Genomic DNA, 13,688 nt, shown 5'->3' on the forward strand with positions numbered 1-13,688 from the left:
TTATGTTATGATAGCTACCCTTTTCACCTAAATAAGACAACCAATGACAGAACAAAAACAAAAACTCGATCCCGATACAGCCATTGATATTGCCTACGATATTTTTCTTGAAATGGCTGGGGAAAATCTTGATCCCGCAGATATTCTGCTTTTTAATCTCCAATTTGAAGAACGCGGTGCGGTGGAATTTGTCGAAACCGCAGAAGATTGGGAAGAAGAAATCGGCGTGCTAATTGATCCTGAAGAATATGCTGAAGTTTGGATCGGCTTAGTCAATGAGCAAGACGAAATGGACGATATTTTCGCGAAATTCCTCATTTCTCATCAAGAAGAAGATCGTCAATATCATATTATTTGGAAAAAATAATGCGATAAAAAGTGCGGTGAAATTTTTTTAAATTTTTCACCCGCACTTTTCTATTTAAAAGAAGAATTATTGACCGATATACTCAAACACAATAATTGATCCTGGGTTTGCCATTTTTGATGTTGGTGTGTCATCTAATTGGCGACCGTTCCCCATATTATCTGTTACCACATAGATTTTGCGGGTATCAGGGCTCACTAACGCATTGCGATAACGGTTTGCGCTGGTGAAATATTTTGCCGTATCCCCTTGCACATTGCTTGCGTCTTCATTCATTTTTACTTGATAAATCGAACCGCTCTTATAGGTTGCTAATAATAATGAATTACGGAACTCAGGAATAACGCCGTCTTTCGGATAATATACCGCATTACCTGGGGCAATGGTTGGCCAACAAATATAAGCCAATTTACCACAAGTAGCGTTGGTGTAATTGTAGTCATTGTTCACGGTGAAGAAAGTTTTCACCGGATCAACAACTGGCTCTTTATAATCCGTTTCTTTTTGCGTTGGCACGCCTTCCGGGATCACATTCGGATCGTATTTCACTGTCGGACAATTTACCGCTGCAGAATAATTCGCATAAACATAGGCTAAATCATCTTTAAAGCCTGCAACGTGTGGCCAGCCGTAGTTTCCACCTGCTTCAAGTTTATTCAATTCATCATCACTTGATGGGCCTTGTTCTGTGCTATAAAGGTGATTCCCCACCCACACTAAACCTTGTGGATTGCGGTGTCCATAAGTATAAACGTGGCTTTTCACGCCTTTAATTACAGGGTTATCATCAGGGATTGAGCCATCTTTGTTGATACGCAAGGTTTTGCCGTTATAAGCACTGTGATCGTGATTTTTCACTTGTTCAGCCGTTGGCAATTTTTGTGAAGTAATTTCATCACAAACGTGTTTACCTTGGTTATAACCTAAATCACCCGTGGTGTAATAAAGTTTGCCATCTGGGCCGAATTTAATGCGTCCTGCATTGTGATCCACGCCTGCGATAATGTGGTCAATCACAATTTGCTCATCGCCTAATTTATTGGCTTTCGCATCATAAGTTAAGCGTACAATACGAGCGAATTTTTTCTCCCCATCAACATAAGTATAAGCTGCATAAGCATAAGGTTCACCCGCATCAAAATTTGGATCTAAGGCTAACCCTAACACGCCTTGATGTGGGAATTTCTCATAAGCATTAGCAAAATGATACAACACGGTTTTCTCACCCGTTTTTGGATCAATGCTCACGATATTTCTACCTGCACGTTCTGTTAGCCAAAGTTGCTCTTTCGGCCCCCAGATCATCTCCCAACCGCCATCCACATTGTTAGCGATAACCGTTGCTTCAAAACGTGAACCAAAATCCACCTTGCCATCTTTGCTTACCACATCGATGGCACTGGCACTTGTTGCTGCAAAAGCAAATAATGCCCCTGCAAAAGCTAATTTTTTCATTATTTTCTCCTAAGGTTAAAAAAGTGCGCGGATTGTACCACAAGCTAAAACGTACCAATACCTATTATTGGAAAAGGTGTTTTTCTTGCTAGGAAACATTTTATTGATACGAAAAAAATGCGGTGAAAAATCACCGCACTTTTTATTTTCAAATTAGAAATGAATTAACGCCACGCTTTGTATTGGTTGATTAAACCGTTGGTTGAGCTGTCGTGGCTGGTGATTTCGTTGTTGTTTTCAAGCTCTGGTAAAATGCGGTTGGCGAGCTGTTTACCAAGCTCTACGCCCCATTGGTCAAAGCTGAAAATGTTGAAAATCACACCTTGAGTGAAGATTTTGTGTTCGTACATTGCAATGAGTGCGCCCAAGCTAAATGGGGTGATTTTTTGCAATAAAATTGAGTTGGTTGGTTTGTTACCAGTGAACACTTTAAATGGCACAATGTCTTTCACTTCATCAAGGGATTTGCCCGCTTTGACAAATTCTACTTCCACTTCTTCTTTGGTTTTACCGAAAGCAAGAGCTTCAGTTTGGGCGAAGAAGTTAGACAATAATTTCAGGTGATGATCTGAAAGTGGGTTGTGAGTTTGCGCTGGGGCAATGAAATCACAAGGAATTAAGATTTTCCCTTGGTGAATTAATTGATAGAACGCGTGTTGTCCGTTTGTCCCCGGTTCACCCCAGATAATTGGGCCTGTTTGGTAATCCACCACTTTGCCATCACGTCCCACATATTTTCCGTTTGATTCCATATTGCCTTGTTGGAAATAGGCAGCGAAACGGTGTAAATATTGGTCATAAGGCAAGATAGCTTCTGTTTGTGCGCCAAGGAAATTGGTGTTCCATAACCCCACTAAGGCAAGCGTCGCAGGGATATTTTCAGCCAGTGGTGCAGTGCGGAAATGTTTATCCATTTCGTGCGCCCCCGATAACAAGGCTTCAAAGTTTTCAAAGCCGATAGAAAGGGCGATAGATAAACCGATGGCTGACCATAAGGAATAGCGTCCGCCAACCCAATCCCAGAATTCAAACATATTTGCGGTATCAATGCCGAATTTTTCAACTTCTTTTGCGTTCGTTGAAAGTGCGGCGAAATGTTTTGCAATATGCGCTTCATCTTTCGCACTAGCTAAGAACCAATCACGCGCAGAATTGGCGTTGGTCATTGTTTCTTGTGTGGTGAAAGTTTTTGATGCCACTAGCACTAGGGTGGTTTCTGGGTTCACTTTTTTCAAGGTTTCGGCGATGTGCGTACCGTCCACGTTAGACACAAAGTGCATCGTGAGATGATTTTTGTAAGGGCGTAGCGCTTCAGTTACCATATAAGGTCCTAAATCTGAACCGCCGATACCAATATTAATCACATCGGTGATGGCTTTGCCAGTGTAGCCTTTCCATTCGCCCGAAATCACACGGTCGCAGAAAGATTTCATTTTCGCCAACACCGCATTCACTTCTGGCATTACATCTTTGCCGTCCACTAATACTGGGGTATTTGAGCGATTACGCAATGCGGTGTGCAACACGGCACGGTTTTCTGTGCGGTTAATTTTTTCCCCGGTGAACATTGCTTCTGTTGCTTCTTGCAAGCCACATTCTTCGGCTAATTGACGTAATAACCCTAAGGTTTCTTGGGTAAGATTATTTTTTGAGTAATCCACCAAAATCTCGTTATCAAAGGTTAAAGAATAATCTTTAAAACGATTCGGTTCTTGCGCAAATAATTGCTGAATCGTGGTTTCACCTAGGTTGCTTTTGTGTTGTTCTAAGGCTTTCCACGCGTTAGTGGTGGTTGGGTTGATGTTTTTCATTTGAGTTTCCTTCTTAATAGTAAAATAAATTCAAAATTAATCAGTTAAATAACCTTATAGCAATTCAGGTTTCGCCCTGAAGGGCGACCTACTTTTCTTTGCTTGTGCAAAGCAAAGTAGGCAAAAGACAACGCAAAGCGTTGAATGTTACCGCAGGTAACAGCCCATATAGGGTGAGCAAAGCGAATAAACACACCCTTGCAGCGTTGCTGTTATTCGCAAGTTCACCTCGTTCACTTGCTCACCCTATCGGGTCGTTGCTAAAGCAACGCTCAAAAAACAATGTTTTTTGTCCTCATTCCAGTCAAATTTTTCGGGCGGCGAAAAAAGAGATTTTGCTTCGCAAAATTACAATTTTTTTCGCCTAAAAATTTAACTTCCATTCGGGCAACGCTGAAAGGGAACCCAAAATGCTACACATATTTAATCCACATATTCCGTCAAAACTCGTGGGGTGAGTTTTGTTATTAATTCATAACTTAAAATGCCACTTATTGCTGCGATTTCTTCAATAGGTAATACCTTACCCCATAGGATCACTTCATCGCCCACTTGATCTTGGCTATCTTTGCCGAGATCAACAGTGAGCATATCCATTGATACTCTGCCCACAATTGGCACAAGGCGACCGTTAAGATAAACCGGCGTTCCCATTGGCATATCTCTTGGATAACCATCGCCATAGCCAATGGCGACCACGCCAATTTTGGTGTCTTGTTCGCTCACCCATTTTCCGCCATAGCCCACGGGTTCGCCTTTTTTATGATCGCGCACCGCAATCAATGATGAAGTTAGCGTCATCACAGGAATTAAGCCGTATTCTCGGCTTGGCACATTGTTCGGCGAAATGCCGTATAAAATAATGCCGGGGCGAATCCAATCTAAATGCGCTTCGTGCCAAAATAAAATGCCACCTGATGCCGCAATGCTACGCTCCCCTGCTCTATTTTCGGTAGCTTGAAGAAAGGCGTTAAGTTGTTTTTGCGTGTAATCAGATTCTAATTCATCAGCACGGCTAAAATGGCTAACAAAACCAAAGTGCGGTTCAATATTTGGGCATTTTTCAAGGGCTTGGCAAAATGCTTCCACTTCATCTAAGGCTACGCCAAGGCGGTGCATTCCTGTGTCAATTTTAAGCCAGACTTTAATCGGGTTAGGTAAATCGGCTTGCTGTAAAGCTTGTAATTGTTCTTTGTTATGCACGATAGTTTGGATATTATTCACCGCAATAATCGGCAAATCTTTGGCGCGGAAAAAGCCTTCTAATAATAAAATGGGCTTGGTAATGCCGTTGGAACGCAGCGTCAGCGCTTCTTCTAAACGTGCGACACCAAAGCAATCGACCAATTCTTCCAACACGGACGCCACAAAGGCCACGCCGTGTCCATAGGCATTGGCTTTTACCACCGCGATCACTTTGCTATTTGGCGCTTTTTGTTTGATCACTTCGATATTGTGTCTTAATGCGTGCGAACTAATTTTTGCTGTTGCAGGTTTTACATCAATCATAATGCCTACTCGTGAATATATTCTGGTTGATCTTTAAGGTTGTCAAAACGGGAAAATTGTCCGTTAAATTTCAACCGCACTTTACCAATTGGGCCATTACGCTGTTTACCGATAATAATTTCCGCAATGCCTTTTTCTTCCGAATTATCGTTATACACTTCATCGCGATAAATAAACATAATCAAATCCGCATCTTGTTCAATGGAGCCTGACTCACGCAAATCTGAGTTTACCGGGCGTTTATCCGCGCGATTTTCCAAGGTACGGTTAAGCTGAGAAAGGGCAATCACTGGCACTTCTAACTCTTTGGCTAAGGCTTTCAAAGAACGCGAAATTTCTGCTATTTCTAAGGTTCGGTTATCAGAAAAAGCTGGCGCACGCATTAACTGCAAGTAATCCACCATAATGAGACTTAAGCCTCCGTGTTCGCGGTACACTCGCCTTGCACGAGAACGCAATTCAGTTGGCGTTAAGCCTGAAGAGTCATCAATGTACAAATTTGGCTTTTGTTTAAACACCCCTAAAGTGCTGGCAATTTTCGCCCAATCCCCTTCATCTAAACCTTGCCCTGTGCGGATTTTCGTTTGATCCACACGAGAAAGAGAGGCTAAGGAACGCATCATAATTTGTTCTGATGGCATCTCTAAACTGAACACTAGCACAGGTTTATCACTGGCTAATGCGGCATTTTCACACAAGTTCATCGCAAAGGTGGTTTTCCCCATAGAAGGGCGTGCGGCGACAATAATTAAATCAGAAGGTTGCAAGCCTGCTGTTTTACGGTCTAAATCAATAAACCCTGTGGTTACCCCAGTTACCCCGTTATGGGTTTCGCTCGCGCTTAGCAATTCAATTTTATCAATGGTTTTATCTAAAATATCAATGATATTTTGCGGCCCTTCGGTCGCCGTGGTACGCTTTTCTGCAATGCTAAACACTTCGCGTTCGGCATCATCAAGAATTTCTTTAACATCTCGCCCTTTGGTTTGATAGCTCATTTCAGCAATTTTGTTACTGGACGCAATTAGCTCACGCAAAATGGCTTTTTCGCGTACAATATCAGCATAAGTCAGCACGTTCGCTGCACTTGGCGTATTTTTTGAAAGCTCGGCTAAATAGGCAAAACCGCCCACTTCTTCGCTCACGCCAGCGGCTTTTAAGGTTTCATCTAAGGTTAAAAGATCCACAGGTTTATTGTTGCGGATCAAATTCATTATGTGCTGAAAAATCAGACGATGCTCAAAGGTGTAAAAATCTTCGGCAATAATGCGCTCAGATACGGCGTCCCAATGGGCATCTGTCAGCAACATACTGCCGATAACCGCTTGTTCTGCTTCAATGGAATGAGGGGGAATGTTAATCTGATCAACTTTTTTATCTTTCGAGCTTGAAGGGTATTGTTTCGCCATAAATCCGTTTTTGATTACGATAAAAATTTATGCCTATCATATACCAAATTGCAGGGAGAATTAAGAAAAAGAAAAGAGGATTTTATTTCTGATCAAAAGAAAACCGCAACATTGGCTATTCGCTCAAAGTGCGGTTATTTTTTCTCAAGTTTTTATCGTTTGCTTTTTAAGCGAAAGCAAAATGATGGATTATTCCAACGCCAACAAGGCAAAAGTTGCAAGCCAGTGCGCACCGCTGTAATGGCTGCCTACAACGTGATCTAAGCTCGCTTGCAGATGCTGTTGAATGGCATTTTTAAGCGCTGTTTGTAAGGCGTGATCCGCTGGTAGCGCTTTCGCGATGTGTTTAAAGCACCACGAACGGCTGAGATTTAAGCCATCTAAATGGGCAATTTTTGGATCAGCACGATCGCTCACTTCTGCCGGACTTAGCAAAGTGTTGAGCTGCTGTTCCAGCAAGAACTCTGCAAACCAAGCTGGGAAATCCGCTAACACTTTGCTCATTAATAAGGCTTCCGTTAATGCGCCTGAAAGATAATCGTCCCCGGCGGGTTCATAATTGGCAGGGTAATTTTTATCTTGGCGATAATAACGTTCAGTTGCCTGTAAAATGGCATTTTCCAATTCTTGATCCTGCATTGCTCTTGCATAATCCAACGCCAAAACCAATGCAAAGGCGGTGTTAAAATGCGTTCCAACACGAATTGGATAGCTTAATTTACCTAGATAATCGAGTAATTTTTGGCGAATATCTAAGGTGAGCGGTTGCAATAATTCATACCATTGCGCTGCTTGCGGTAAGTCGGATTGTTTAAGCTCTTGAGCAAGTGCCAAGATCCACGCATAACCATAAGGGCGTTCAAAAGAAGCACGGAATGGCGCGTGAAAATAAGCCAACTCGTGCGCCACATTTTCTGCCGTGAAATGTTCGGCGAATAATTTTTCGATCTCCGCTTTGCTGTCTAAATTAGGATAAATTTTTACACAGCGTAATAAAAGCCAATAACCGTGTACCGCAGAATGCCAGTCAAAACAGCCGTAAAAAATCGGGTGTAGCTGACGTGGCGATTGCACATCGGCTTCAGAATTAAGCAGGTGCATTATATGATTTGGGTATTCTTGGCGTAAAAATTGCAAGGGCATATTGGCAAATTCAGTCGCCTGTTGTTGAGTGAGTTTCATACTTGCTCCCTAAAAAATAATGAAATACATCAGAATAATATTGGCAATCAAAATGGATACCGCAGAAGGAATCTGCACTTTAATCACTTGATATTTATCTTTTAATTCTAACAATGCGGCAGGCACGATATTAAAGTTTGCTGCCATTGGGGTCATTAATGTACCGCAATAACCCGCATACATACCAATCGCAAACAGCGGTGCTGGATCAGCATTATGCATTGTCACTAAAAACGGCAAGGCAATCCCCGCACTCAGCACTGGGAAAGCAGCAAAGGCGTTACCCATAATCATTGTGAAGAGCGCCATTCCTAAGCAATAAGTGGCAACGAGTAAGAAACGATTATTTGGATCGATAAACAAGCTCACCACTTTTTGCACCGATTCCCCAGTGTTCGCTGCCACAAATACACCGCCTAACATTGCCAACATTTGCGGTAAAATTGCCGCCCAGCCAATGGTGTCCACCAAACGTCTGGATTGGCTTACCGCTTGCAATGGTGAACCGCCTGTGAGTTTCCAGCCGACTAATAACGCGGTGATACAAGCTAAGCATAATGCAGCAAGGGTGAGATATTTTTGATCAAGCAAGAATACGCCACCGATGGATACGCCTTTCAGGAAGATCGTTCCGATCACCGTTACCACAGGAATGAGTACTGCAGGTAAGAATAACCAGTTTTTCAATTTATTTGATGAAGCTTCACGTTGCGCATCAGTTGCCATTGGGTATTCGCCTTTGCCTACTAAGCCAAGTCCAGCCAATAGCGCAATAACGATTACAACGGCACCAACAATACGGTAAGTAAGCGCTTTTCCTAAGGTGGCGATCATAAGATCACTAAATAAGAAAATACTGCCAAATAAGAACCAGAAAAGTGCGGTGGTAAATCGTTTAGCATTTGCTTTATCACGCAAGGTCATTACCACGAGCATCATCACAATAATGCCAATTAAATAATAAACGGAATTAATGCTGATTAAGGTCATTTGCTCGCCTCCTCTGTTGCTTTACCTGTTTGGGCTTGCCACGCCAACACATCGCGATGAATACTCGCATCAAGGCGTACAAGGCGGAACATATGAATCACTAATGCAGCAATCGCTGTTGGAATTGCCCATAATCCAATGTGTAATGGTTCTACGTTGGTGATACCGTTTTCTTTCAAGAAAGCATCAATCAGCAATACCGCACCAAAGGCGATAAAAATATCTTCTCCAAAGAATACGGCAATATTGTCGCAGGCGGCGGAATGAGCTTTGATTTTATCGCGAATATGCTGTGGTAAATCACCATATTTATTGACCGCTGCCCCTTCTGTCATCGGTGCAAGCAAAGGACGTACAGTTTGTGCGTGTCCACCTAAAGACATCAAACCTAATGCGGCGGTAGCTTCACGCATAACAAAATAAAGCATCAAAATGCGTGCTGAAGTAACACTGGCCATTTTCGCCACCCAAGCCTGAGCGCGTTCTTTCAAGCCGTAATATTCTAATAATCCAATAACCGGCAAAATCAGGATAAATGTGGCAAGAGAACGGCTGTTAATGAATTTCTCACCGAAGGTTTCTAGCAACAAACCAAAATCCATTCCCACCATTAATCCTGTAGCTAAACCTGCCGCAACCACCACAAGTAGGGGATTAAAACGTAAGGCAAACCCAATTACAACAATGGGAATGCCCACCAAAGGAAGTAGCGTTGCGCTATCCATAAATCAGACCTCCATAACATAGGAAAAAAGAACAGAATGCGGTTAATAATCAACCATCTTGAAAGAATATATGGAAGTGTTAATGAATTGTAAACAGCGTTTGACGAGATTAGAGAGCTAGATCACATTTTTAGCGCATAAAAAATGCGGTGAAAAATCACCGCACTTTGTTAAAAGAAAAAATTACATCACCGATACATTAAGTTTTGAATCGCCTACGATTTGAACTTTTGCACCCGGAACAAATTTTTCGTTGTATTTTTGTACAACAACAATTTGCTTACCATCATTTTTTCGGATCACTAATTCTTGTGCATTCACTTGGCTTGCTTTTTCTTCTACTTTGCTACCAATTACCGCACCCGCGATTGCGCCTACAGCCGTTGCAATAGCTTGACCTGTGCCGCCGCCAATGCCAGAACCTGCGATACCACCAAGCACACCACCACCAACTGTGCCGATCACACCTTCATTTTCCGCTTGAATTTTCACCGCTCTTACAGAAACGATTGTGCCATAGCTGATTGAACGCGCTTCTTTTGCTTGTCCGCCAGAATACACATCACCGCTGTAAATATCCTGATTTGCGCAACCTGCTAAGCCCAAGCTCATTAAAATCGCTAATGCTAAACTCATTTTTTTCATAAGAAATACACCTTTATTTAACTAATTATCTTTATTCCCTTATCAAGACGCCACAATCGTCTTAATATGATAAGGATGCACCTTAATGCACGCGGCGTTATCACCACTCACTGCAATTGAAGGATTTGGGAGCGTTTCACCCTCTACCTTAGGTTCACTCACTTTGACGCGCACATCTGTCATTTTGTTCCATAAAAAATGTGAATTTATCCGTTCAATCCACGCATTTGCTGTTTCCTTAGGCAAAAAAGGCATAACCGCTTCAATATGCTCCCATCCTTCTTGTGGATATTGTTTATTTTTCGGGAACGGCAATTCCACGATCTGTACTTGCTGATTGGCAAAAGTTAATGGCGTATCTAATTGAATAAGATAAATTTTTCGCCCATTGACTAAATTATTACTTAAAATTTTACCGCACTTTAATAACTCACTGAGCCAGCGTTGCGCGGATTGCTCGCTGTTCACACGCACCGCAAGATGATCAATCACATAATCTTGCAACGGCAACGCCATTTTTTCCGCCAGTTGTAAAATATGCTGCTCAAATTTGGCAAATTCATCGTAGGAAAAGAAAGGGTTGTCAAAAAATGAAAAATTTTGCACCGCTCTTGTCATTTTTTCTTGCTTTGTCTTTGTCTTAATTCAGAAAGAAGGTATCATAGCGGATTATTTTATTTTCACAATTAAAAATTAAGGATAAACCGTGAATATTCAATCCATTTTATCTGACAAAATTAAGCACGCGATGATCCAAGCAGGGGCAGATGAACAATGCGAAGCCCTAGTACGCCAATCTAACAAGCCACAATTTGGCGATTATCAAGCTAACGGCATTATGGCGGCGGCGAAAAAATTGGGTTTAAATCCCCGTGAATTTGCACAAAAAGTGCTAGAACATCTTGATCTTAGCCCGATTGCCGACAAAATTGAAATTGCAGGCCCCGGCTTTATTAATATTTTTCTTTCACCAACTTGGCTTGCGGATAACGTGCAAACCGCATTAAAAGACGATCACCTTGGCATTCACACGGACAAAAAAGAAACCATCGTGGCAGATTATTCTTCACCTAATGTGGCAAAAGAAATGCACGTTGGGCATTTGCGTTCAACCATTATTGGTGATGCTGTGGTGCGTACCCTCGAATTTTTAGGGCATAACGTGATCCGTGCGAATCACGTTGGCGACTGGGGAACGCAATTCGGTATGCTTATCGCCTATTTAGAAAAAATGGAAAATGAACACGCCAGTGAAATGGAATTAAGCAATTTAGAAGCCTTTTACCGTGCGGCGAAAGAACATTACGACAACGATGAAGCCTTTGCTGAAAAAGCCCGTGGTTATGTGGTGAAATTGCAAAGTGGCGATGAATACTGTCGCGCAATGTGGAAAAAATTGGTTGATATTACAATGCAACAAAATCAACGCAATTACGATCGCCTAAACGTTACTCTGACAGAAAAAGATGTGATGGGCGAAAGCCTGTATAACCCAATGTTGCCTGCTATTGTGGAAGATTTAAAAGCGCAAGGATTGGCCGTGGAAGATGACGGCGCATTGGTGGTTTATCTTGATGAATTTAAAAACAAAGATGGCGATCCAATGGGCGTGATCGTGCAGAAAAAAGATGGTGGATTTTTATACACCACCACAGACATCGCCGCCGCCAAATATCGTTATGAAACCTTAAAAGCCGATCGCGTATTGGTGTTCTCGGATACTCGTCAAAGCCAACATATGCAACAAGCGTGGCTGATTACCCGCAAAGCTGGTTATGTGCCAGAGAGCTTCCAATTAGAGCATAAAAACTTTGGAATGATGCTTGGTAAAGACGGTAAACCGTTCAAAACCCGTAGTGGTGGCACAGTAAAATTAGCCGATCTTCTTGATGAAGCCATTGAGCGTGCGGATAAATTAATTAGCGAAAAAAGCACCGCACTTTCTCCTGAGGAAAAATCAGCCGTAGTGGAAGCGGTGGGAATTGGTTCAGTGAAATATGCGGATTTATCCAAAAACCGCACCACTGATTATGTGTTTGATTGGGATAATATGCTCAGCTTTGAAGGCAACACCGCGCCTTATATGCAATATGCTTACACGCGTATCCGCTCCGTTTTCAACAAAGCCGGCATTAGCCCTGCACAGCTTGCAGATGCACCAATCAAAGTAGTCAATGAAAAAGAGCGTGCTTTAGCCATTAAATTGCTCCAGTTTGAAGAAGCAATCCAACAAGTGGCAAAAGAAGGCTCACCACATATTCTTTGCGCTTATCTTTATGAATTGGCTGGCGTGTTCTCAAGTTTCTACGAACATTGCCCAATTCTTAACAATGAAGATGAAAGCATTAAACTCAGCCGTTTAAAATTGGCCTTACTCACAGAGAAAACCTTAAAACAAGGGTTGGATCTGTTGGGGATTAAGACTGTTGAGAAGATGTGATTTATTGTAACAACAAAGGCTAACTTTTCAGTTAGCCTTATTTTTTGACCAATCAAAATAGCTAAAGAAATTCCTAGCTTCTTTGCAGGGGATTAATTGATTCTCAATTTAAAAGTGGAAATAGCCAAGCAGTACAAATTCCTTCAAGCTTTCGTTTAGATCTGGATACAATAGAGATTCTACAAGGTAAAAATGGTGATGTTATTTTACGCCCTTTTAAACCTAAAGCGGATTTAAACTTTCTTGAATTATTTTTAGATTTTGATGAAAATCTTATTAACACATTAGAAAATGAAGAGAAATAATTTCTACAAATTAAATTATAAAATATGAGAGCTTCTTTTTTAATTTAGACTGATTTTCTAACTCACATTTAAAATGGAAAACTCTCACTTTTATAATGAACTATAAACTTACATAAAATCTTTAATAGTAAAAATTAAAAAAGTGTAAGGTTCTTATTTTCTTCCGAAATAGAATTTCCTGCTCTGTATAATTTAAACTCTGTTGAAAAACCTATAGGATCTTGAATAAAATCTTTCACGCTTTCATTTTCATAAAGAGAAACGCATAAAGCTAACGTTCTCGCTTGGCAACTAAAGGACTTATCGGGATTAAATTCAATATCTGTAAAAGCATCAAATTTTTGATCAAATAATGAATCCCTTAACTCTACATTTCTATCAGAAAATAAAACATTAAGATATAGCCAATCATAAAATAAGCTTTTAGGTTCAAGAGGGTAATCTTTTCCATTAAAAGTAAAATTAATGAGATTTCCACTCTCTTTTAATCTTTGATCTTTTTTAGCTTCCCTTGGTGTAACTGTCAACAAATCTCTGTATGGCCCTCCATTTTCAAATACCTTGCTACTTTGGAAGAGATTTTCAACAGGATATCCCTTGATATTTCTGAGAAAAAATGCACTTAATTGAATACCAATTTCTTGTTCAGATTTACTTGAAGCCTCTAATATTTTTTTATAGCCATATTTTTTCGCCTCATTATGTAGGCTATGTATAGAACGTCTTCTAACTTCTGAGCTCATCCCCATATGCCAATCAAATTCAATATTTTTTTCTATTACGCCAATATTTTCTCTATCTGGAATGAATATGGGACGCTTTGATTTTCCGATACTTTTTTTATTCATAT

At 41.1% G+C, this 13,688-nt stretch carries 13 protein-coding genes; 3 read left to right on the top strand and 10 right to left on the bottom strand.

What is annotated here, in order from left to right:
• Positions 1-43 precede the first annotated feature (43 nt).
• Positions 44-367: an HI1450 family dsDNA-mimic protein gene (locus tag C3007_RS03050; protein WP_103853038.1), complete on the top strand. Its 324-nt coding sequence runs from the start codon at positions 44-46 to the stop codon at positions 365-367.
• Positions 368-433: 66 nt separating this feature from the next.
• On the opposite strand, the gene C3007_RS03055 is transcribed toward C3007_RS03050, so the two are convergent.
• Together C3007_RS03055 and pgi are read right to left on the bottom strand one after the other, a co-directional pair.
• Positions 434-1,822: a glucose/sorbosone family PQQ-dependent dehydrogenase gene (locus C3007_RS03055; protein ID WP_103853039.1), complete on the bottom strand. Its 1,389-nt coding sequence runs from the start codon at positions 1,820-1,822 to the stop codon at positions 434-436.
• 164 nt (positions 1,823-1,986) lie between these two features.
• Positions 1,987-3,633, bottom strand: coding sequence for a glucose-6-phosphate isomerase (gene pgi / locus C3007_RS03060; RefSeq protein WP_103853040.1), 1,647 nt, complete (start codon positions 3,631-3,633; stop codon positions 1,987-1,989).
• 104 nt (positions 3,634-3,737) lie between these two features.
• Here pgi and C3007_RS11520 point away from each other — a divergent pair, with 104 nt between their 5' ends.
• Positions 3,738-4,001, top strand: a complete 264-nt coding sequence (locus C3007_RS11520) for a hypothetical protein (RefSeq protein WP_165779944.1) — start codon at positions 3,738-3,740, stop codon at positions 3,999-4,001.
• 55 nt (positions 4,002-4,056) lie between these two features.
• On the opposite strand, the gene alr is transcribed toward C3007_RS11520, so the two are convergent.
• The 7 genes from alr to C3007_RS03100 all read right to left on the bottom strand — a co-directional run bounded on the left by alr (position 4,057) and on the right by C3007_RS03100 (position 10,711).
• Positions 4,057-5,142, bottom strand: coding sequence for an alanine racemase (alr, locus tag C3007_RS03070; RefSeq protein ID WP_172459840.1), 1,086 nt, complete (start codon positions 5,140-5,142; stop codon positions 4,057-4,059).
• A gap of 5 nt (positions 5,143-5,147) precedes the next feature.
• A complete protein-coding gene (locus tag C3007_RS03075; protein ID WP_103853042.1) occupies positions 5,148-6,551 on the bottom strand; it encodes a replicative DNA helicase in 1,404 nt (467 codons plus the stop codon).
• A gap of 189 nt (positions 6,552-6,740) precedes the next feature.
• Complete coding sequence (locus C3007_RS03080; protein ID WP_103853043.1) at positions 6,741-7,733, bottom strand: DUF2891 domain-containing protein; 993 nt, start codon at positions 7,731-7,733, stop codon at positions 6,741-6,743.
• Positions 7,734-7,742: 9 nt separating this feature from the next.
• Positions 7,743-8,723 (bottom strand): DUF979 domain-containing protein, encoded by a 981-nt coding sequence (locus C3007_RS03085; protein ID WP_103853044.1) that lies wholly within the window; start codon positions 8,721-8,723, stop codon positions 7,743-7,745.
• A complete protein-coding gene (locus C3007_RS03090) occupies positions 8,720-9,448 on the bottom strand; it encodes a DUF969 domain-containing protein (protein WP_103853045.1) in 729 nt (242 codons plus the stop codon). Before C3007_RS03090 ends, C3007_RS03085 begins: the two co-directional genes overlap by 4 nt.
• A gap of 183 nt (positions 9,449-9,631) precedes the next feature.
• Complete coding sequence (locus tag C3007_RS03095; protein ID WP_103853046.1) at positions 9,632-10,093, bottom strand: outer membrane lipoprotein; 462 nt, start codon at positions 10,091-10,093, stop codon at positions 9,632-9,634.
• A 42-nt stretch (positions 10,094-10,135) separates the two neighbouring features.
• Positions 10,136-10,711 carry a VOC family protein gene (locus C3007_RS03100; RefSeq protein WP_103853047.1) on the bottom strand — a complete coding sequence of 192 codons (576 nt, stop codon included), beginning with the start codon at positions 10,709-10,711 and terminating at the stop codon, positions 10,136-10,138.
• A gap of 88 nt (positions 10,712-10,799) precedes the next feature.
• Here C3007_RS03100 and argS point away from each other — a divergent pair, with 88 nt between their 5' ends.
• On the top strand, positions 10,800-12,533 hold the full coding sequence (gene argS, locus C3007_RS03105; protein WP_103853048.1) for an arginine--tRNA ligase: 1,734 nt from the start codon (positions 10,800-10,802) through the stop codon (positions 12,531-12,533).
• A 439-nt stretch (positions 12,534-12,972) separates the two neighbouring features.
• Here the strand turns inward: argS and C3007_RS03115 are convergent, their stop codons facing one another.
• On the bottom strand, positions 12,973-13,686 hold the full coding sequence (locus C3007_RS03115) for a DarT1-associated NADAR antitoxin family protein (RefSeq protein WP_103853049.1): 714 nt from the start codon (positions 13,684-13,686) through the stop codon (positions 12,973-12,975).
• Positions 13,687-13,688: the final 2 nt, after the last annotated feature.

Origin of the sequence: Avibacterium gallinarum, assembly GCF_002921135.1 — a bacterium.
In the GTDB taxonomy this organism is placed as follows: domain Bacteria; phylum Pseudomonadota; class Gammaproteobacteria; order Enterobacterales; family Pasteurellaceae; genus Avibacterium; species Avibacterium gallinarum.

Coding starts and splice junctions, on each gene's coding strand:
- C3007_RS03050 (WP_103853038.1), top strand. CDS start 44: ATGACAGAACAAAAACAAAAACTCGATCCCGATACAGCCATTGATATT.
- C3007_RS03055 (WP_103853039.1), bottom strand. CDS start 1,822: ATGAAAAAATTAGCTTTTGCAGGGGCATTATTTGCTTTTGCAGCAACA.
- pgi (WP_103853040.1), bottom strand. CDS start 3,633: ATGAAAAACATCAACCCAACCACCACTAACGCGTGGAAAGCCTTAGAA.
- alr (WP_172459840.1), bottom strand. CDS start 5,142: ATGATTGATGTAAAACCTGCAACAGCAAAAATTAGTTCGCACGCATTA.
- C3007_RS03075 (WP_103853042.1), bottom strand. CDS start 6,551: ATGGCGAAACAATACCCTTCAAGCTCGAAAGATAAAAAAGTTGATCAG.
- C3007_RS03080 (WP_103853043.1), bottom strand. CDS start 7,733: ATGAAACTCACTCAACAACAGGCGACTGAATTTGCCAATATGCCCTTG.
- C3007_RS03085 (WP_103853044.1), bottom strand. CDS start 8,723: ATGACCTTAATCAGCATTAATTCCGTTTATTATTTAATTGGCATTATT.
- C3007_RS03090 (WP_103853045.1), bottom strand. CDS start 9,448: ATGGATAGCGCAACGCTACTTCCTTTGGTGGGCATTCCCATTGTTGTA.
- C3007_RS03095 (WP_103853046.1), bottom strand. CDS start 10,093: ATGAAAAAAATGAGTTTAGCATTAGCGATTTTAATGAGCTTGGGCTTA.
- C3007_RS03100 (WP_103853047.1), bottom strand. CDS start 10,711: ATGACAAGAGCGGTGCAAAATTTTTCATTTTTTGACAACCCTTTCTTT.
- C3007_RS03115 (WP_103853049.1), bottom strand. CDS start 13,686: ATGAATAAAAAAAGTATCGGAAAATCAAAGCGTCCCATATTCATTCCA.